The 18,959-nt window shown below is 33.3% G+C and carries 34 protein-coding genes and 1 riboswitch; all 34 genes read right to left on the minus strand.

Annotated elements, in window-relative coordinates:
- Positions 1–99: 99 nt before the first annotated feature.
- Positions 100–882 (minus strand): 23S rRNA (guanosine(2251)-2'-O)-methyltransferase RlmB, encoded by a 783-nt coding sequence (gene rlmB / locus KMP12_RS01820; protein ID WP_371821646.1) that lies wholly within the window; start codon positions 880–882, stop codon positions 100–102.
- A 19-nt stretch (positions 883–901) separates the two neighbouring features.
- Positions 902–1,342 (minus strand): Mini-ribonuclease 3, encoded by a 441-nt coding sequence (locus KMP12_RS01825; RefSeq protein ID WP_215756039.1) that lies wholly within the window; start codon positions 1,340–1,342, stop codon positions 902–904.
- Positions 1,327–2,727, minus strand: a complete 1,401-nt coding sequence (gene cysS, locus KMP12_RS01830; RefSeq protein ID WP_215756040.1) for a cysteine--tRNA ligase — start codon at positions 2,725–2,727, stop codon at positions 1,327–1,329. The genes KMP12_RS01825 and cysS overlap by 16 nt, the downstream gene beginning before the upstream one ends.
- Positions 2,728–3,703: 976 nt before the next feature.
- Complete coding sequence (gene rplQ / locus KMP12_RS01835) at positions 3,704–4,072, minus strand: 50S ribosomal protein L17 (protein WP_215756041.1); 369 nt, start codon at positions 4,070–4,072, stop codon at positions 3,704–3,706.
- A 14-nt stretch (positions 4,073–4,086) separates the two neighbouring features.
- Positions 4,087–5,028, minus strand: coding sequence for a DNA-directed RNA polymerase subunit alpha (locus tag KMP12_RS01840; RefSeq protein ID WP_215756042.1), 942 nt, complete (start codon positions 5,026–5,028; stop codon positions 4,087–4,089).
- Between the two features lie 40 nt (positions 5,029–5,068).
- A complete protein-coding gene (rpsK, locus tag KMP12_RS01845; RefSeq protein WP_215756043.1) occupies positions 5,069–5,458 on the minus strand; it encodes a 30S ribosomal protein S11 in 390 nt (129 codons plus the stop codon).
- 25 nt (positions 5,459–5,483) lie between these two features.
- Positions 5,484–5,849 (minus strand): 30S ribosomal protein S13, encoded by a 366-nt coding sequence (gene rpsM / locus KMP12_RS01850; RefSeq protein ID WP_215756044.1) that lies wholly within the window; start codon positions 5,847–5,849, stop codon positions 5,484–5,486.
- Positions 5,850–5,866: 17 nt separating this feature from the next.
- Positions 5,867–5,980, minus strand: a complete 114-nt coding sequence (gene rpmJ / locus KMP12_RS01855; protein ID WP_003144208.1) for a 50S ribosomal protein L36 — start codon at positions 5,978–5,980, stop codon at positions 5,867–5,869.
- 28 nt (positions 5,981–6,008) lie between these two features.
- Positions 6,009–6,224, minus strand: a complete 216-nt coding sequence (infA, locus tag KMP12_RS01860) for a translation initiation factor IF-1 (protein ID WP_066130735.1) — start codon at positions 6,222–6,224, stop codon at positions 6,009–6,011.
- A 14-nt stretch (positions 6,225–6,238) separates the two neighbouring features.
- Positions 6,239–6,892 (minus strand): adenylate kinase, encoded by a 654-nt coding sequence (locus KMP12_RS01865; protein WP_215756045.1) that lies wholly within the window; start codon positions 6,890–6,892, stop codon positions 6,239–6,241.
- A gap of 11 nt (positions 6,893–6,903) precedes the next feature.
- Complete coding sequence (secY, locus tag KMP12_RS01870; protein WP_215756046.1) at positions 6,904–8,196, minus strand: preprotein translocase subunit SecY; 1,293 nt, start codon at positions 8,194–8,196, stop codon at positions 6,904–6,906.
- Positions 8,197–8,198: 2 nt separating this feature from the next.
- Positions 8,199–8,639 (minus strand): 50S ribosomal protein L15, encoded by a 441-nt coding sequence (gene rplO, locus KMP12_RS01875; protein ID WP_215756047.1) that lies wholly within the window; start codon positions 8,637–8,639, stop codon positions 8,199–8,201.
- A gap of 21 nt (positions 8,640–8,660) precedes the next feature.
- Complete coding sequence (gene rpmD / locus KMP12_RS01880; RefSeq protein ID WP_179942112.1) at positions 8,661–8,837, minus strand: 50S ribosomal protein L30; 177 nt, start codon at positions 8,835–8,837, stop codon at positions 8,661–8,663.
- 16 nt (positions 8,838–8,853) lie between these two features.
- On the minus strand, positions 8,854–9,351 hold the full coding sequence (gene rpsE / locus KMP12_RS01885; protein ID WP_215756048.1) for a 30S ribosomal protein S5: 498 nt from the start codon (positions 9,349–9,351) through the stop codon (positions 8,854–8,856).
- A gap of 20 nt (positions 9,352–9,371) precedes the next feature.
- Positions 9,372–9,728 (minus strand): 50S ribosomal protein L18, encoded by a 357-nt coding sequence (gene rplR, locus KMP12_RS01890; RefSeq protein ID WP_215756049.1) that lies wholly within the window; start codon positions 9,726–9,728, stop codon positions 9,372–9,374.
- A gap of 27 nt (positions 9,729–9,755) precedes the next feature.
- On the minus strand, positions 9,756–10,292 hold the full coding sequence (gene rplF, locus KMP12_RS01895; RefSeq protein WP_215756050.1) for a 50S ribosomal protein L6: 537 nt from the start codon (positions 10,290–10,292) through the stop codon (positions 9,756–9,758).
- 22 nt (positions 10,293–10,314) lie between these two features.
- On the minus strand, positions 10,315–10,710 hold the full coding sequence (gene rpsH, locus KMP12_RS01900; protein WP_215756051.1) for a 30S ribosomal protein S8: 396 nt from the start codon (positions 10,708–10,710) through the stop codon (positions 10,315–10,317).
- 29 nt (positions 10,711–10,739) lie between these two features.
- The gene (gene rpsN, locus KMP12_RS01905; RefSeq protein WP_215756052.1) at positions 10,740–11,009 is read right to left on the minus strand and encodes a 30S ribosomal protein S14; all 270 of its coding nucleotides are present in this window, start codon (positions 11,007–11,009) and stop codon (positions 10,740–10,742) included.
- Between the two features lie 18 nt (positions 11,010–11,027).
- Positions 11,028–11,567, minus strand: coding sequence for a 50S ribosomal protein L5 (rplE, locus tag KMP12_RS01910; protein WP_215756053.1), 540 nt, complete (start codon positions 11,565–11,567; stop codon positions 11,028–11,030).
- 31 nt (positions 11,568–11,598) lie between these two features.
- Positions 11,599–11,904: a 50S ribosomal protein L24 gene (gene rplX / locus KMP12_RS01915; RefSeq protein WP_215756054.1), complete on the minus strand. Its 306-nt coding sequence runs from the start codon at positions 11,902–11,904 to the stop codon at positions 11,599–11,601.
- 40 nt (positions 11,905–11,944) lie between these two features.
- Positions 11,945–12,313 (minus strand): 50S ribosomal protein L14, encoded by a 369-nt coding sequence (gene rplN / locus KMP12_RS01920; protein ID WP_215756055.1) that lies wholly within the window; start codon positions 12,311–12,313, stop codon positions 11,945–11,947.
- Between the two features lie 39 nt (positions 12,314–12,352).
- Positions 12,353–12,616 carry a 30S ribosomal protein S17 gene (gene rpsQ / locus KMP12_RS01925; protein ID WP_215756056.1) on the minus strand — a complete coding sequence of 88 codons (264 nt, stop codon included), beginning with the start codon at positions 12,614–12,616 and terminating at the stop codon, positions 12,353–12,355.
- Between the two features lie 14 nt (positions 12,617–12,630).
- Positions 12,631–12,816, minus strand: coding sequence for a 50S ribosomal protein L29 (rpmC, locus tag KMP12_RS01930; protein ID WP_370520016.1), 186 nt, complete (start codon positions 12,814–12,816; stop codon positions 12,631–12,633).
- Positions 12,817–12,839: 23 nt separating this feature from the next.
- The gene (gene rplP, locus KMP12_RS01935; RefSeq protein WP_215756057.1) at positions 12,840–13,265 is read right to left on the minus strand and encodes a 50S ribosomal protein L16; all 426 of its coding nucleotides are present in this window, start codon (positions 13,263–13,265) and stop codon (positions 12,840–12,842) included.
- A gap of 2 nt (positions 13,266–13,267) precedes the next feature.
- The gene (gene rpsC, locus KMP12_RS01940) at positions 13,268–13,921 is read right to left on the minus strand and encodes a 30S ribosomal protein S3 (protein WP_215756058.1); all 654 of its coding nucleotides are present in this window, start codon (positions 13,919–13,921) and stop codon (positions 13,268–13,270) included.
- 38 nt (positions 13,922–13,959) lie between these two features.
- Positions 13,960–14,295, minus strand: a complete 336-nt coding sequence (gene rplV, locus KMP12_RS01945) for a 50S ribosomal protein L22 (RefSeq protein ID WP_215756059.1) — start codon at positions 14,293–14,295, stop codon at positions 13,960–13,962.
- A 28-nt stretch (positions 14,296–14,323) separates the two neighbouring features.
- Positions 14,324–14,605, minus strand: coding sequence for a 30S ribosomal protein S19 (gene rpsS / locus KMP12_RS01950; protein ID WP_215756060.1), 282 nt, complete (start codon positions 14,603–14,605; stop codon positions 14,324–14,326).
- Between the two features lie 78 nt (positions 14,606–14,683).
- A complete protein-coding gene (gene rplB, locus KMP12_RS01955; RefSeq protein ID WP_215756061.1) occupies positions 14,684–15,514 on the minus strand; it encodes a 50S ribosomal protein L2 in 831 nt (276 codons plus the stop codon).
- Between the two features lie 35 nt (positions 15,515–15,549).
- A complete protein-coding gene (rplW, locus tag KMP12_RS01960) occupies positions 15,550–15,831 on the minus strand; it encodes a 50S ribosomal protein L23 (RefSeq protein WP_215756062.1) in 282 nt (93 codons plus the stop codon).
- Positions 15,831–16,454 carry a 50S ribosomal protein L4 gene (gene rplD / locus KMP12_RS01965; RefSeq protein WP_215756063.1) on the minus strand — a complete coding sequence of 208 codons (624 nt, stop codon included), beginning with the start codon at positions 16,452–16,454 and terminating at the stop codon, positions 15,831–15,833. Before rplD ends, rplW begins: the two co-directional genes overlap by 1 nt.
- A 28-nt stretch (positions 16,455–16,482) precedes the next feature.
- Positions 16,483–17,145: a 50S ribosomal protein L3 gene (rplC, locus tag KMP12_RS01970; RefSeq protein ID WP_215756064.1), complete on the minus strand. Its 663-nt coding sequence runs from the start codon at positions 17,143–17,145 to the stop codon at positions 16,483–16,485.
- A 20-nt stretch (positions 17,146–17,165) separates the two neighbouring features.
- Entirely contained in the window at positions 17,166–17,474 is a 309-nt protein-coding gene (gene rpsJ, locus KMP12_RS01975; RefSeq protein WP_215756137.1) for a 30S ribosomal protein S10, read from the minus strand.
- A 380-nt stretch (positions 17,475–17,854) separates the two neighbouring features.
- The gene (locus tag KMP12_RS01980; RefSeq protein WP_215756065.1) at positions 17,855–18,112 is read right to left on the minus strand and encodes a GNAT family N-acetyltransferase; all 258 of its coding nucleotides are present in this window, start codon (positions 18,110–18,112) and stop codon (positions 17,855–17,857) included.
- A 29-nt stretch (positions 18,113–18,141) separates the two neighbouring features.
- The gene (locus tag KMP12_RS01985; protein ID WP_215756066.1) at positions 18,142–18,675 is read right to left on the minus strand and encodes an NYN domain-containing protein; all 534 of its coding nucleotides are present in this window, start codon (positions 18,673–18,675) and stop codon (positions 18,142–18,144) included.
- A 106-nt stretch (positions 18,676–18,781) separates the two neighbouring features.
- Positions 18,782–18,884, plus strand: a riboswitch (TPP riboswitch).
- Positions 18,885–18,959: the final 75 nt, after the last annotated feature.

Below are 18,959 nucleotides of genomic sequence, written 5' to 3' on the forward strand. Positions count from 1 at the left end.
TTGTGGGTCTTCTTGTTTTTTATAGCTTGTTTTATTTTTTTTGTATAAATTTATTTTACTAGGTAAAATAAAAAATCTTGTAACTTTTGTTACAAGATTTTATTCTTTTCTGATACGTTCATACATTATAATTCCAGCTGCTACTGACGCATTAAGACTTTGAGTTTTGCCAAGCATTGGCAGGTGATAAAGAAAATCACAAGCCTCGCTTACACTCTTGCTAATTCCGTCGCCCTCATTACCAATGACTATTACTAGGGGAACATCTCTTGCTATCTTTGTATAATTTTCGGAATTTTTTCCTAGGCTTGTGCCAGCAATCCAAAATCCTTTTTCTTTTAACTTATTTATGCTATCCAAAAGATTACCTACCCTGGCAACTGGCATATATTCTATTGCTCCGGCAGATGATTTAACGACCGTTTGACTTACTACTGCCGCCCTGCGTTTTGGGATAATTACACCCTTTATTCCACTCGCTTCTGCACTCCTAATAATAGCACCCAGATTATGCGGGTCTTCGATATGGTCTAGTAGTAATAGAGTAGTATCCTTATCAATAGTACCCAAAGAATTTAACATTTCATCTAATTCATAGTAGTTATAGGGCGCGACAAAAGCAACAAGCCCCTGATGACGTTCAGTAGTTAAATTATCCAGCTTTCTTTTAGGGACTTCTTGGCAAATAATTTTCTTTTCATTTGCTATGGCAAAAATACTTTTTAAACGTCCCTTTTCTATCCCCTCTTGAAAAAGAATTTTATTTATTTCTCGTCCAGCATTTATGGCTTCTAAAATACTATTACGTCCAGCTATAATTTCTTTTTCGCTACTTTCATCTGAAATTTTATATGAATTTTCCTGTTTTTTAAATTTATTCAAATTGAAATCTTTATTATTTTTAAGTTTTTTCTCCTGATTTCTCATATTCGTTTATAATGTAAGTAAATACTTGCTCCAATCTCAAAAAATTTTTTTCTAAATACCAATAACCAAAAACCGCTTCTAAACCTGTTGCCAACTTATATTCCATAATACTGGCATTCTTTGCCTTAGAGTTATTTTTTTGATTTTTTGCCCTCTTATAAATGGCAACTTCTTCTTCCGTCAGAATATTATTTTCCAAAATAGATTGCATAAATTTAGCCTGAGCCTTGGCAGACACCATGCCCGAAACCAATTTATGCAAATCATTTATTTTTCCTATGTGGTAGGTCATCATATATTCACGGCTCATAATATCATAGATACTATCTCCTATGTAGGCTAGGGACAAGGCTTGGATATTGGCAGAATTTTTTATATTTACCTTTTGAAAACTAAATTTTATATTCTCTTCCATCTAACTCCTTGTTTTGTATCTTCTAAAATAATTCCTTGTTCCTTTAAATCATCTCTTATCTTATCAGCCAAGGCAAAATCACGATTTTTTCTTGCTTCTTCTCGCTTGCTTATCAAATTGTCTATTTTTTCATCTTCCATATTTGCCTTATCATCTACTAGGCTAATTCCTAATATTTCTACATAAGTTTCAAAAGTTGCCTTTAAGACTTCCAAAGTTTCCTTATTAACTTCATCACGTTCAGTATAAACGTTAGTAATTCTTACCAAATCATACCAAGAAGACAGAGCATTAGCAGTATTAAAATCATCATTCATCTGTTCTTCCAAGTAGCTAATATTATCCGAAGCTTCATTAACAACATCATCATCTAACCTTTGCTGTGTCATAGAATTAGCAAGCCTAAATAATAAATTTTGGTATGAAGTTTTGATTTTATTATAATTAGTTTTTGCTAGTTCAATAGTTTCTAAGGAATAATTTATTGGCGTTCGGTAGTGAACACTTAGCATAAATAACCTAATTACCATAGGTTCAACACTTTTTCTAATATCTTTTAATAGGGTAAAATTGCCCAGAGACTTACTCATTTTTGTTCCGTCAATATTTATAAAACCATTGTGCATCCAGTAATTACTAAACTGGGCGTGATTATGGCATTCAGACTGGGCTATTTCATTTTCGTGATGAGGAAAAGTCAAATCCTGCCCCCCTGCATGAATATCTATGGTTGTTCCCAAAGTTTCTTTTGCCATAACAGAACATTCTATATGCCAACCAGGTCGCCCATTACCAAAAGGACTAGGCCAAAAAACTTCACCAGCCTTTGCCGCTTTCCACAGGGCAAAATCTAGTGGGTCTTCTTTTTGGTCGTTGGCTTCTACCCTTGCCCCACTTATTAAGTCCTCTATTGATTGCTTACTCAACTTACCATAATCTTTTTTTCTACGAGTTCTAAAATAAACATCACCATTTACTTCATAAGCAAAATCTTCATCTACAAGTTTTTTTATAAATTCAATTATTTCCGGTATATAGTCGCTAACACGAGGATTACTATCAGCACGCTTGCAACCCAAGGCGTCATAATCTTCATAAAATGCTTTTATATACTTATCCGTCAAATCTTTTGTCGGTATTTTTTCCTCCTGGCTAGCCTTAATAATCTTGTCATCTACATCAGTAAAATTAGACACATATTTTATATCATAGCCTGCATATTCAAAGTATCTTCTAACAACATCAAAAGAGATTATGGGACGGGCATTACCTATATGAATATAATTATAAACAGTCGGCCCACAAACATACATTTTCACCTTATTATCTTCTATGGGTTTAAAAATCTCTTTTTTTTGCGTTAGAGTATTATAAATTTTTATCAAAATTCTTCTCCTTATCTTACAAAACTTTTCACAACCTATTTTAACACAATATAAGGATAAACAATAGTATTTTACCATATTAATAAAATATCTTTTTATAGAACACTTAAAATTTTAAAATTAAAAAACGAAATTTCTTGATAAAATTTTAATTTAAAAAATATTAAATTGCTAAAATAATTTACTTAACAATTACACTAAAGCTACAAATTTTTTATTTACTCCTTACTAAATTTTTTAATTTATAAAAAAATAACTAGTAATATTTTTTCTTATTACTAATTATTTTATAGAATAAAAATTTTATACTTTAACTTGTTTACACTACTTTTAATTTTGTATCTTGATTTTTGTTATTTTAATTTTATAATCAAAATAATTTAATCTTGCAAGTATTATTAAGTTATTAAAATAAAAATATTGGCTATTTGTCAACAAGTAATTATAAAAAATATTTATCTTACAAAAATTCAAAAATATAGAAATTTCACTATAAATTATTCTTATTTTTCTTTATATTTTTTATGTTTATTTTTAATTGTGTATTTTTTACATACTTAAATAAGCCTAATTGTTTTATTTTTTGATTTTTATCATTATTACTAATTATTATAGAACCAAATTTTAAAATAAATTTATTTTATACTTATTATAAAAAATTTTTCTCTAGCTAAAATTTTTAAAATTAAGAGGCTAACTATTTTTTACTGACCTAAATTTTATAAAAATAAAAAAAAGACTACCGCCTATAAGTAATCTTTTAAAGTATAATTAGAATTTGTAAATAGTTGGGACAAAAGCGTATCCTAGTTAAATCATATAACCAGGATACTGGCTAGAGCTAGACGACGCAAATAATATTTACGCATTTCAAGCACTCTTTTGACCAACAAAGTTAGTTTAATAATTTATTGTTGTATGTTGTTGTGTTGTATTGTGTATGTAGTATGTTATTTGTTGTATGAAAAATTTTATATTAAACTAATTCGATAATTGCAGTTTCTGCTCCGTCTCCACGTCTAGGTCCTACACGTAGAATACGAGTGTAGCCACCATTACGGTCTGCATATTTTGGTGCAACTTCTTCAAATAATTTTTTAAGTGCTAATTGGCTTTTACCTTCTGCTGTTGCAACAGCTACTGGTTGCATGAATTTAGCTGCGTTACGTCTTGCTGCTAAGTCACCTTTTTTACCAAAAGTAATCATTTTTTCTGTTAAAGAACGAACTTCTTTAGCTCTTGTAACTGTTGTTTCAATTCTTCCGTGAACTATTAGAGCAGTTACTAAATTTCTTAACATTGCCTTACGGTGTGCAGATGTACGTCCTAATTTTCTGTAACCCATAGTATTCCTCCTTATTATTCTTCTCTAAAACCTAAGTTTAAATCTTCTAATTTAACACGCACTTCGTCAAGTGATTTTCTTCCTAAGTTACGTACTTTTATCATTTCTTGCTCAGATTTATTTGCAAGTTCTTGTACTGTATTTATTCCTGCACGTTTCAAGCAGTTGTAACTACGAACTGATAAATCTAATTCTTCTATTGTCATATCTAACATTTGTCCAGAAGCATCTTCTTCTTTAGCAATTAATACACTTGTATTAGCCGCTTCTTCAGACATTTCCATAAATAACTCTAAGTGAGATATTAGGATTTTTGATGCTAGACCTAAAGCATCTTGGGCCTTTATAGTTCCATTTGTGCTTACTTCTATTGTAAGTTTATCAAAGTCTGTACTTTGACCTACTCTAGTTTTTTCAACTGTATAGTTTACTTTTTCTACTGGTGTATAAATTGAATCAATAGCTATTACTCCTATTGGTAAATCACGACGTTTGTTGCCATCTGCTGGAACAAAACCACGTCCTTTACCTACATAGATTAACATTTCAAGTTGTCCATCTTCAGCTACTGTTGCTATATGTTGGTCTTTATTAAAAATTTCAACATCAGAATCAGCCATAATATCTTCAGCTCTTACTACTTTTGGACCCTTAACGTTAATTGATACAACTTTTTCTTCTTCAGAATGTAATTGGAAGGCAATATTTTTAACGTTCATAATTATTTCTGTAACGTCTTCTACTACTCCTCTTATTGCAGAAAATTCATGTTGAACTCCTGTAATATCTATACACCTTGCAGCTGCACCTGGTAATGATGAGATTAACATTCTTCTCAATGAATTACCCAATGTAGTTCCGTATCCACGCTCTAATGGTTCTACTACAAAGCGACCGAATTTTTCATCATTTGATAATTCAACGATTTGTATTTTTGGTTTTTCTATTGCTAACATTATGTTAAACCTCCTCTAAATTTTGTCAATGTCAATACTATTATACACGACGACGTTTAGGTGGACGGCAACCGTTGTGGGGAACTGGTGTTACATCTTTTATTGATGTTACTTCCAAACCTGCAGATTGTAATGCTCTAATAGCTGCTTCACGTCCAGCTCCTGGACCTTTTACAGTTACATCTACATATTTCATACCATGCTCCATAGCTGTTTTAGCTGCTGCTTCACTTGCCATTTGTGCCGCGAATGGAGTTGATTTTCTAGAACCTTTAAATCCTAATGCTCCTGCACTTGACCATGCTACTGCATTACCATGCTCATCAGTGATTGTTACTATTGAGTTATTAAATGTTGAACGAATGTGTGCTACACCGTTTTGTATATTTTTTTTCACACGACGTTTACGTGATTGTTGTTTACGAGCCATAGTGTTTATTCTCCTCCTATTCTAATTATTTTTTCTTGTTCGCTACTGTTTTCTTAGGACCTTTTCTTGTACGAGCATTATTTTTAGTATTTTGTCCACGTACAGGAAGGCCACGACGATGACGAATTCCTCTGAAGCATCCAATTTCCATTAAACGTTTAATATTTAATGAAACTTCACGGCGTAAATCACCTTCTGTTTTGTAGTTATCTACTATTTCACGAATTTTATCAAGTTCTTCACCTGTTAAATCTTTTACTCTTGCATCTTCAGAAACTCCTGCTTCTTTTAAGATTTTTTGAGAAGTTTTCAAACCTATACCATATACATATGTTAATGATATTACTACTCGTTTTTCACGAGGTATATCAACACCTGCGATACGTGCCATTAATTTTGCACCTCCTATTATCCTTGTTTTTGTTTATGTTTTGCATTTTCGCAAATCACTAATACTTTACCACCACGACGAATTACTTTGCATTTGTCACAGATTTTTTTAACTGATGGCCTTACTTTCATCCTTATATTTCCTCCTTGAAATTATAACTTATTTGAATCTATAAGTTATTCTACCTTTAGTTAGGTCATACGGACTCATTTCAACTGTAACTTTATCTCCAGGTAAAATTCTTATATAATTCATTCTAATTTTCCCAGAAACATGTGCTAAAATAACATGACCATTTTCTAATTCTACTTTAAACATTGCATTAGGCAAGTTTTCTACCACTAAGCCTTCTACTTCAATGACATCTTTTGCCATATATTCCTCCCTGATTATTTAAGTGTATCTAATATTTTTTTGATATCTGAAAATACTACTTGAATATCTCTATCTCCGTCAATACTTTGAACTACACCATCTTTTTTGCTATAAAAATCTAACAATGGTTTTGTTTGTTCAATATTGACTTCTAATCTATTCGCAACAGTTTCTTCATTATCATCACTTCTTTGATATAGTTCACCTTGGCAATTATCACATTCACCTTCTACTCTTGTAGGGTTGAAAATTAAATGATAGGTAGCACCACAAGAACGACATATTCTTCTTCCTGTTAAACGAGGTATTAGAATACTTGGTTTGACATCTATGTTTAGTACCTTTTCAATTTTTCTAGCTGATTTTACCAAAATTTCATCAAGGGCTACAGCTTGTTCTACTGTTCTAGGAAATCCATCAAGTAAAAAGCCTTCTTTTGCATCTTCTTGATTTAATCTTTCTTCTACAAGTCCAATTGTTACACTATCGGGTACCAACTGTCCCTTGTCAATATAACTTTTAGCTTCAACACCTAGTGGCGTTTGATTTTTTATCGCTGCCCTAAACATATCTCCTGTTGATATGTGGGGTAAGGGATAATTTTCTTTTATTTTTTCTGCTTGTGTTCCCTTACCTGCACCTGGCAGTCCCATTAATAGTATGTTCATATTATTACCTCTTATCTTCTTCTAGATTTCATAAATCCAGTATAGTGTTTTTCTGTTAGTTGAGTATTAAGTTGCTTAACTGTTTCAAGTGCTACACTGACTACAATCAATAAACTTGTTCCTCCAATTTGTACAGACGCTGGTAATTTAGCCAATGTGGCGAACATTGTTGGAAGGATAGCAATCGCCGCTAAAAATATTGAACCTACAAAAGTTAATCTATACAAAACTTTTGTAATGTATTTTTCAGTTTCTTTACCAGGTCTAATTCCTGGTACGAAACTCCCTTGTTTTCTCAAATTATCAGCCATTTTTTCTGGATTGACTTGTACCATAACGTAGAAATATGTAAAAGCAATAATCAAGACTACATATAGTGTCATTCCAGCCCAATGACTTAAATCGAAATAACTAGCAATTTTTTGTACTTTTTCATTATGCCAAAATATTGCGATAGTTCTTGGCAACTGTAAGAATGCCACTGCAAAAATTACTGGAATAACTCCTGCACCATTTACTTTTAATGGTAAATATGTTGAACGTGCTCCCAACATTTTTCTTCCTGCTCTAGCTTGTGAGTATTGAATTGGTATTTTACGCAAGGCTTCTTGTACATAAACTACACTCATTACTACTGCTAAAACTACAAGTATTACTACTCCTATTTTTAAAAGTGCCAAAGTTAAATTTTCTGCACCTTTTATCTGACTTTCATAAATTTGTATAAATCCTTGTGGAAGTCTTGCTATAATACCAGCTAAGATTATTATCGAAACTCCGTTTCCTACTCCGTATTGAGTTACTAAGTCACCCATCCACAGTAGTAAAGCTGTTCCTGCTGTAAGTACTATTGCAATAGTTAAAAATCCTAAAATAGATGTATCTTTAACCAAGCCTGTATATGCATTATTAAATCCATAAGACATTACTATGGATTGCACAAAGGCTAAAATTATTGCCAATACTCTAGTTAATTTTTGCGTTTTTTTCTGACCCACTTCACCTTGTTTTGACCACTCAGTTAGGGTAGGTATAATATCCATTTGCATAAGTTGAATTACAATAGATGCTGTAATGTAGGGAATAATACCTATAGCAAATACAGAAAACTGTTGTAAAGCTCCTCCTGCGAATGTATTAAATATACTAAATATTCCTGAATCTTCTGCTTTTAATACCGATGCATCAACACCTGGTATTGGCAAATATGACCCTATACGAAATATTGTAATAATAAAAAATGTAAATAATATTTTGTTACGAGTTTCTTTTACTTTAAATAAGTTGAATAGTGCTTTTAGCATTACTATAGCACCTCACAAACTCCACCAGCTACCTCAATTGCTTCTCTTGCTGAAGATGAGAATTTATGAGCTTGTACTGTAAGTTTTTTCTCTAACTTACCTGTAGCTAATACTTTTACACCTGAAAGTTCTTTTTTAATAACTTTTGCTTCTAATAGAGCGGCAGGGCTAACTACAGAACCATCTTCAAATTTGTTTAAATCTGTAAGATTTACAAGAGCGTAATCTTTTCTATTTACATTCTTAAATCCACGTTTTGGAATACGTCTGAATAAAGGATTTTGTCCCCCTTCAAAACCTGGGCGAACTCCACCACCACTACGTGCTTTTTGACCTTTGTGACCACGTCCACTTGTTTTTCCGTTTCCTGAACCAATCCCACGACCTACTCTATTACGTTCTTTTCTAGAACCTTCAACTGGTTTTAATTCATGTAATTTCATTTAGACGAGCACCTCCTTATTTTATTTTTCTTCTACTGTTACTAAGTGTGATACTTTATTAATCATACCACGAATTGCAGCATTATCTTTATGTTCTACTGTTTGGTGCATTTTTCTAAGACCTAAGGCTTGAACTACTTTTCTTTGTTTTTCTGGACGTCCTATCGTACTACGAGTTAGGGTTACTTTTAATGTCATGATCTATTCCCTCCTCTTATCCTAATAATTCTTCCACAGATTTTCCACGTAAAGCTGCTACGTGTTCTACTGTTTGTAGTCTAGTTAATCCTTCAACTGTTGCACGTACCATATTAATTGGTGTGTTAGAACCTAAAGATTTAGAAAGAATGTTTGAAATTCCTGCTAATTCTAATACGGCACGAACTGGACCACCAGCTATAACCCCAGTACCAGGCGCTGCTGGTTTTATTAATACAGAACCTGCTCCAAAGTTACCGATAATTTCGTGAGGTGTTGTTCCGTTCACAATTGGTACATTTATTAAGTTGTGTTTTGCAGCTTCTACTGCTTTTTTAATTGCATCTGGTACCTCTTGGGCCTTACCAGTTCCAAATCCAACACGTCCATTTTTATCACCCACTACTACTAAAGCAGAGAAACGGAAACGACGTCCACCTTTAACAACTTTAGCTACACGACGAATAGCAACTACACGTTCTTCAAATTCTTTTTTGATTTCTTCTTGGCGCATCTTGTCTATTTCCCTCCTTATTAGAATACTAGTCCGTTTTCACGTGCTGCATCAGCTAATGCTTTAACACGTCCATGGTATAAATATCCTCCACGGTCGAAAACAACTTTAGTAATTCCTTTTGATTTTGCTGCTTCAGCAATTAATTTTCCAACTTCTTTTGCTGCAGCTACGCTTGATTTAGATACTTCAGCTAATTTTAGTGATGAAGCAGATGCTAATGTTACACCTTTAGCATCATCAATAATTTGTGCATAAATATTTGTGTTTGAACGATATACGTTTAAACGTGGTACTTCCTTAGTTCCTTGAACTTTTACACGTACTCTTGCGTGTCTTTTTTTACGAACTTTGTTTTTATCAAGTTTCGTAATCATATTTGAAACACTCCTTTCTTTTATCTATTATTTACCAGTTTTTCCTTCTTTACGGCGTACATATTCCCCAACATAGCGAATACCTTTTCCTTTATAAGGTTCTGGTGGGCGTACTGCACGAACTTTCGCCGCATATTGCCCTACTAATTCTTTGCTAATTCCTTCAATACTTACTTTAGTATTTCCTTCAACACCTAGTTTAATTCCTTCAATTTGTTCAAATTCTACTGGGTGAGAATAACCAACGCTAAGCACTAATTTATTTCCTTGCATTTGAGTACGATAACCAACCCCGATTAATTCTAGTTCTTTTCTAAATCCATTAGAAACACCTTCAATCATGTTAGCTAATAATGCACGAGTTGTTCCATGTATTGTACGATGTCTTTTTGAATCGCTTGGACGTACTACTGTTATTTCATTACCTTCAACGTTAAATGTTAATTCAGCGTCAAATTGTTTTGTTAATTCACCTTTAGGTCCTTTTACTACTGCTAAGTTGTTATCTAACTTAACTTCTACTCCTGCAGGTATCGTAATAACTTTATTACCTATACGAGACATTAATTGGCTCCTCCTTCTATTATTACCAGATGTAAGCTAATACTTCTCCACCTGTATTATTTTTACGAGCAACTTTATCAGTTACAACTCCATTTGAAGTTGAGACGATTGCTATACCTAATCCGTTTAATACTTTTGGAAGCTCATCAGCTTTAGCATATACACGTAAACCAGGTTTTGAAATTCTTTTAATTCCTTTAATTACTCTTTCTCCTCTTGAGTATTTAAGGAAGATTTTGATTATTCCTTGTTTGTTATCTTCGATATATTCTACATCTTTGATAAAACCTTCTTGTTTTAAGATTTCAACTATTTCTTTTTTTATGTTTGATGCTGGTACTTCTAGTGATTCGTGTTTTACCATATTAGCATTACGAATACGAGTAAGTAAATCTGCGATAGGATCTGTCATTGTCATTAGGATAAATCCCCCTTTCTATTTTTATATTACCAACTTGATTTTTTAACTCCAGGTATTTGACCTTTATAAGCTAATTCACGGAATTTAATACGTGAAATTCCAAATTTACCAATGTATCCATGTGGACGTCCCGTAATGCTACAACGATTACGTAGTCTTGCTGGCGCTGAATTTTTTGGAAGTTTGCTTAATCCGATGTAATCACCTTTAGCTTTTAATTCTTCTCTTTTAGCTGCATATTTTTCAACTAATCTTTGGCGTTTTAGTTCACGCTCTACCATTGATTTTTTAGCCATTATACTACCTCTCTAATATTATTTTGCAAACGGCATTCCACAAAGTGCTAATAACTCACGAGCTTCATCATCTGTTTTAGCTGTAGTTACAACTACTATGTCCATACCTCTAACTTTACTTACTTTATCATAGTCAATTTCTGGGAAAATTAGTTGCTCTTTAACTCCTAGCGTATAATTCCCACGCCCATCAAATGCTTTTTTAGAAACACCATGGAAGTCACGAACACGAGGAAGTGCTACTGTTACTAATTTATCAAAAAATTCATACATTCTTTCTCCACGCAAAGTAACTTTAGTTCCAATAGGCATCCCTTCACGTAAACGGTAAGTTGCTATTGATTTTTTAGCTCTTGTTACTAGTGGTTTTTGTCCAGATATTAAAGTTAATTCTGTAACTGCATTGTCTAGGTTTTTAGAGTTTTGAACTGCATCTCCTACACCCATGTTAATTACGATTTTTTCAATTTTCGGTACTTGCATTACACTTTTGTATCCGAACTTTGTCATTAATTCTTTTGTTATCTCTGTTTTAAATTTATCTCCTAAACGAGCCATCTAAAATAGTGCCTCCTTTCTCTACTATTAATTAAATTTCTTTTCCTGATTTTTTAGATATACGTACTTTTTTACCATCTCTCACTTCAAAACCTACTCTTGTTGGTTTTCCAGTTTCAGGATCTTGTAACATTACATTAGATACGTGAATTGGTGCTTCAAATTCAACTCTTCCACCTTGAGGTGCTGCTTGAGATGATTTTGTGTGTTTTTTTACAATATTAACACCTTCAACAACTACACGGTCTTCTTTTGGTAAAGCTTGTTTTACTATCCCAACTTTACCTTTATCTTTTCCGGTAATTACTACTACTTTATCACCTTTTTTAATGAACATGTCTTGCTGGCCTCCTTCTTTATTTCTACTTTTTAAGTGATTATAATACTTCTGGAGCTAGTGATACGATCTTCATATAGTTACCGTCTCTTAGTTCACGAGCAACTGGACCAAAGATACGAGTACCACGTGGACTCTTATCATCACGGATAATTACACAAGCATTTTCATCAAATTTTATATATGACCCATCATTACGACGAGCTCCTGTTTTTGTACGAACTACTACAGCTTTAACTACATCACCTTTTTTAACAACTCCTCCTGGTGTTGCTTTTTTTACAGAACATACAATTACATCACCAATATTAGCAATTTTACGTCCTGAACCACCAAGAACTTTGATTGTTAAAACTTCTTTTGCTCCTGAGTTATCAGCTACTTTTAAGCGTGTTTCTTGTTGAATCATGCGCTTTTTGCCTCCTTATTACAGTATATTTATACTTTTTTAGATAATTACTGCTTCTTCTACTACTTCTACTAAACGGAAGTGTTTTGTTGCAGATAATGGACGAGTTTCCATTATTTTTACAATATCATTAATTTTTGCTACATTATTTTCATCATGTGCTTTGAATTTTTTTGAATATTTTACGCGTTTCCCGTAAAGTGGATGTTTTTTGTAAGTTTCTACTAAAACTGTGATTGTTTTATCCATTTTAGTTGAAACAACTTTACCTACGTAAACTTTTCTATCATTTCTTTCAGTCATAGTTACCTCCTATTTTATTTATTCGCTAATTCTCTTTCGCGAATAACAGTTTTCATACGAGCGATTGATTTTCTAACTTGACTAATACGAGCTGTATTTTCTAATTGACCTGTTGCCAATTGGAAGCGTAAGTTGAAAAGCTCTTCTTTTAATTCTTTAATTTTTGTTTCTAACTCTTGTGAAGTTAATTCTCTAATCATAGATTTGAATTCTCTTGTTTTCATTATGCTTCACCACCTGTTTCTTCACGTTTTACAAATTTACATTTAACAGGTAATTTGTGAGATGCAAGTCTTAGAGCTTCACGAGCAACTTCTTCACTTACTCCAGCAACTTCAAACATCACTCTACCTGGTTTAACTATTGCAACCCATCCTTCAACTGCACCTTTACCAGAACCCATACGAACTTCTAAAGGTTTTTTAGTGTAAGGCATGTGGGGGAATATTTTAATCCACACTTTACCACCACGTTTCATATAACGTGTCATAGCAATACGTGCTGATTCTATTTGACGAGAAGTAACTCTTGATGCTGTTGTAGCTTGTAATCCGTATTCTCCGAAATCTACTACTGTGCCAGCTTTTGCTTTACCTTTTGTTGATTGTCTGTGTTGACGACGATATTTTACACGTTTAGGCATTAACATAATTAGTTACCTCCTTTTTCAGATTTTTTAGTTGGTAATACTTCACCACGGTTAATCCAAACTTTAACTCCAAGTTTGCCATAAGTTGTATCAGCTTCTTCATGAGCGTAGTCAATATCAGCTCTTAATGTATGTAGAGGTACCGACCCTTCTGAATATCCTTCTGAACGAGCCATATCTGCTCCACCAAGTCGTCCTGATACTTGAGTTTTAATTCCTTTTGCTCCACCTCTAATAGCTCTTTGGATAGCTTGTTTTTGAGCACGACGGAATGATACACGAGCTTCTAATTGACGAGCAATATTTTCTGCAACTAGTTTAGCGTCGATATCAACTTTTTTAATTTCCACAACGTTTATGTGTACTCTTTTTCCAGTTAATTTATTTAACGATAGTCTTAATTTATCAATTTCAGTTCCACCTTTACCGATTACCATACCAGGTTTGCCAGTGTGTACTGAAATGTTTACTTTTTTATCAAATCTTTCAATTTCTACTTTAGAAACTGATGCGTCTTTTAATTGTTTACTTATAAATTCACGTATTCTAAAATCTTCGTGTAAGTTTGTAGCAAAATCTTTTTCTGCATACCATTTTGAATCCCAATCACGAATAATTCCTACACGCAATCCTATTGGATGTACTTTTTGACCCACAGTTTAGCCTCCTTTTGTTTTTTAGATATACTAAAATATTATTTGTTGTCGCTTACTACGATAGTAATATGACTTGTTCTTTTGTTAATTGCACTTGCAGATCCTTTTGCACGTGGACGGAATCTCTTAAGAGTTGGTCCTTCGTTTGCAAAAGCTTGTGATACTACTAAGTCTTCTATATTCATTCCGTAATTATGTTCAGCATTTGCAGTAGCTGACTTGATAACTTTAGCCACTGGTAATGAAGCTGCTCTAGGTGTGAATTCTAAAATTCCTAATGCTTCGCCCACTTTTTTGCCACGTACTAAGTCTAATACAAGTCTTACTTTACGAGGTGCTATGCGGACTGTCTTAGCGATTGCTTTTGACTCCATGAGGTGCCTCCTTGATTTTATCTATTTATTATCTTCTTCTTGTTTTTTTATCGTCTGCTGCGTGACCTTTATATGTTCTTGTCGGTGCAAACTCTCCAAGCTTATGTCCAACCATATCCTCAGTTACATAAACAGGTACATGTTTTCTTCCGTCATATACAGCAAATGTAATTCCAATAAAAGTTGGGAATATTGTTGAACGACGTGACCAAGTTTTAATTACTTGTTTTTTCTCTTGGCCATTCATTTTTTCTACTTTTGCTAATAAGTGGTGATCAGCGAATGGTCCTTTTTTTAAGCTACGAGCCATTGTGTTATCTCCTTTCGAATGTTGTATGCTGTGTTGTTGGTAAAGAGCTTTTGCTCCTTACCAAGTCCAGCTATTTTCCTATTTGTTACGAGCACGTACAATGAATTTGTTTGAACGAGCTTTTTTAGAACGTGTTTTCTTCCCAAGTGTAGGTTTACCCCAAGGCGACATTGGTGATTTGCGTCCGATTGAAGTACGTCCTTCACCTCCACCGTGTGGGTGATCGTTAGGGTTCATAACAGAACCACGAACTGTAGGTCTTTTACCTAGCCAACGAGTTCTTCCTGCTTTACCTATATTAATTAATCCGTGTTGTTCGTTACCAACTTCACCTATTGTTGCACGGCAAGTCGCTAAAATCATTCTTACTTCTCCTGATTTAAGACGAACTAATACGTATTTACCTTCTTTACCTAATACTTGAGCACTTGCACCAGCAGAACGAACTAATTGTCCACCTTTACCTGGTTTAAGTTCTATGTTGTGTATTAAAGTACCTACTGGAATATTAGCAAGCGGTAAAGAGTTACCTACTTTAATATCTACTTCTTGCCCTGAAACTACTTCTTGTCCAACAACTAATTCTTTCGGTGCAATTATGTATCGTTTTTCACCATCAACATAGTGTAACAATGCGATATTTGCAGAACGATTTGGATCGTACTCTATTGTAGCAACTTTTGCTGGTACATTGTCTTTATTTCTTTTAAAGTCAATAATGCGGTATTGTTTTTTGTGTCCTCCCCCATTGTGGCGAACTGTTATTTTACCTTGATTATTTCTTCCCGCTTTTTTCGGTAGCGGCGCTAATAATGACTTTTCTGGTTTTGTTGCAGTTATTTCTGCAAAATCTAATGATGTCATATTACGACGACCATTAGTTATAGCCTTATATACTTTAATAGCCATTTGTCATTTCCCTCCATAGTGGTTTTAATTTCTTATTAAGCAAATAATCCTTCGATTGTTTGTCCTTCAGCTAATTTTACAATAGCTTTACGTTTTTTATTTGTAAATCCTGCATGTCTTCCAACACGACGGAATTTAGCTTTATAATTCATCACGTTCACTTTTTCAACTTTAACTCCGAAAATTTCTTCGATAGCTTGTTTGATTTGAGTTTTGTGAGCACGTGTACCTACTAAGAAAGTATATTTATTTTCTTGCATTAATAAATATGATTTCTCAGTTAAAACTGGGCGTTTGATAATATCGCGAGCTTCCATTATGCTAATACCTCCCCAACTTTTTCTACTGCATCTTTAGTGAATACAACTTTATTGTGTCCTAAGATGTCTACTACATTTAATCCTTCAGACTCAATTATATTGACTCCTGGGATATTTCTTCCTGATAATAAAGCATTTTCTTCATATTGAGATACTACGAATAATACTTTTTTATCCAAACCTAAGTTTGTCATCATTTCTTTAAAGTTTTTAGTTTTGATTGCATCAAATGATAATGTTTCTAATGCGAATACTTCATTAGCTGCAACTTTAGAAGATAAAGCAGAGCGTAATGCTAGCCTACGCATTTTTCTTGGCATTTTAAAGCCATAATCACGTGGTGTTGGACCAAATACAATTCCTCCTCCACGCCATTGTGGCGAACGAATAGACCCTTGACGAGCACGTCCTGTTCCTTTTTGACGCCATGGTTTGCGACCACCACCTGATACTTCAGAACGTCCTTTAGTTTTGTGAGTACCTTGACGTAAAGAAGCTCTTTGTAAAGTTACAGCTTGGAATAAAACGTGTTGATTTGGTTCAATTCCAAATACTGCATCATTAGCTTCAACTACACCAACTCTAGTACCATCTTGTTTAAATAAATCTAATTGTGTCATGTGCTAATTTCCTCCTTCCGTATATTTCTTATTTACCAGATTTAACTGCTGATTGGATTTTTACGAAACTTTTCTTAGAACCTGGGATACAGCCTTTGATTAAGATAACTCCGTTTTCTACATCAACACCTACAACTTCTAAGTTTTGAGTAGTTACTGTAACTCCACCCATTTGACCTGGTAGTGCTTTACCTTTAAATACACGGTTAGGTGCTACAGGTCCCATTGACCCAGGGCGACGGTGGTAACGAGAACCGTGAGCCATTGGTCCACGACTTTGCCCGTGGCGTTTGATTGCCCCTTGGAATCCTTTACCTTTACTTGTTCCTGTTACGTCAACTAAGTCTCCTGTTGCAAAAATATCAACTTGGACTTCTTGACCTACTTCATAATTTGCTACATCAGCATCTCTAATTTCACGAACAAAACGTTTTGGAGCAGTGTTTGCTTTGTCAGCATGACCTTGCTCAGGTTTGTTAGCTACTTTTACTAAACGGTCTTTACGTTCTTTGTCGTAAGGACGTTTGTCATCAAATCCTAATTGGATTGAGTTGTATCCTTCTACTTCTACTGTTTTCTTTTGTAGTACGACGTTGCCTTTTGCTTCTATAACTGTTACTGGGATTAATTCACCGTTCTCAGCAAAAATTTGAGTCATACCAACTTTTCTACCTAAGATACCTTTAGTCATCGAAAGTCACCTCCTGATTATTATAATTTTAATTCGATGTCAACACCTGATGGTAAGTTTAAGCTGATTAAAGCGTCAACTGTTTTTTGTGTTGGTTCAATAATATCGATTAGACGTTTGTGAGTACGTTGTTCAAATTGCTCACGACTATCTTTATAAACGTGAACTGAACGTAAGATTGTGTACACAGCTTTTTCTGTTGGTAACGGAATTGGTCCAGACACTTTTGCACCAGAACGTTTTGCTGTTTCAACAATTTTTTCTGCACTTTGATCTACTAATCTGTGGTCATATCCTTTTAGACGGATACGTATTCTTTGTTTTGCCATCATTTCTCCTCCTGTTTGTATATTCGCCATCGTCTAGCAATGACTTCTCCACGAAAGTTATCCAACTACGTTATGCCATGGCAAAGCGGCCTGGCGTGTCGGTAACCTTTCGCTTCAACGCAAGTCTTTAATAAGACCAACATTACTATTATACATACTTAAAAATAATAATGCAAGTATTTTTTAAATATTTTCTAATTAATTTTAGAATTGTAAAACTGCATATTCTAAAATGAAATTAGCAATAATAATATGCAATCTATGAAGACAAATAATTAAACGTTCTTTAGAATATTTATCAAGTTCTAAAATAAAATTAACCAGCTAAAGATAATAAAAAACTAAAATTTTTAATTACAAAAATCTTAGTTTTTATTTTTCTATTTATTTTTTTCAAACCATTTTATAGCGTAAGAGCAAGTGGCGTCTAATTTAATATTATTTTCTTTGGCATAGGTAACTACTTCTTGCATTAGTTTGCCTGCTAAGCCTTGACCTCTGTATTTTTCATCAACAAAAACTTTTGTTATTGTTTGGCTACCGTCTGGATTTTTGGGAAAAACTAAATAACAGATAGATGTTTTTTCATCTTCTCCGTAATATAAAAAATCTTTTTTGTCGTTAAGTTGAAATTGCATAGTAATCTCCTTTTTTAAAAAAAATATTTTTAATTATTAAATTTTTTTCCTGTTAGTAAAAATTGTTCTAATTTTTTTCTGTCTTTGGCACTTATTCTGATATTTCTATTTTTAATTCTTGTTTCATTGTGTTTTTTTATGTATTTTGACATTTGATTTTTTCTGTCATACAAATCTTTTATAAATCTATGGCAATCTCTAAGGATAGCTCCATATCCTAAAGCACTATCTCTTTCATCCCTGTCATCACTAACAACTATTACGTCGACAAAATGATTTATGTAGAGTTCTTTTGTTTTTCTTTCTATCCATCTGTCAGCATCTTCCCCGTTTTTAGTGTAGACTATATAAATTGGATTTTCTTCTTTTATATATTCCTTATTACCATTTTTGTAGGCATCAAAAACACAATAAACTTTGTAGTTGTTGCCAGAAGCATATTCTTTTAGTATTTCTATAAGGCTATCTCTTTCTGTTTGAAAGGCAGAACTTTTTATTTTAGAATATTCTTTCAGCTTGAATAAGAGGTTGTAGCCGTCTATTATGAGATATTGGTTTTTCAAAAAATTCTCCTTTCGTATTTTTTCCTCCATAATATTATAGCAAAAAATTTTAAATTTTAGAAAAATTAAATTTTAATTTCTTGTTAAAGCCTATACAGTATGTTATAATTAGAAATAAGGGAGTCTGTGAACAGTCTGAGAGGAACCTTGTAGGTTCGACCATACCTGATCTGGATAATGCCAGCGTAGGAAATTAATTTAGTCATGAATTTGACTGTTAATGGGTCATAAAATTAGATAAAACACAACTTCCTAAAATAGAGTACTTGTACTTAATATTGAGG

Source organism: Gemella sp. zg-1178 (assembly GCF_018790995.1).
Taxonomy (GTDB): Bacteria; Bacillota; Bacilli; order Staphylococcales; family Gemellaceae; genus Gemelliphila.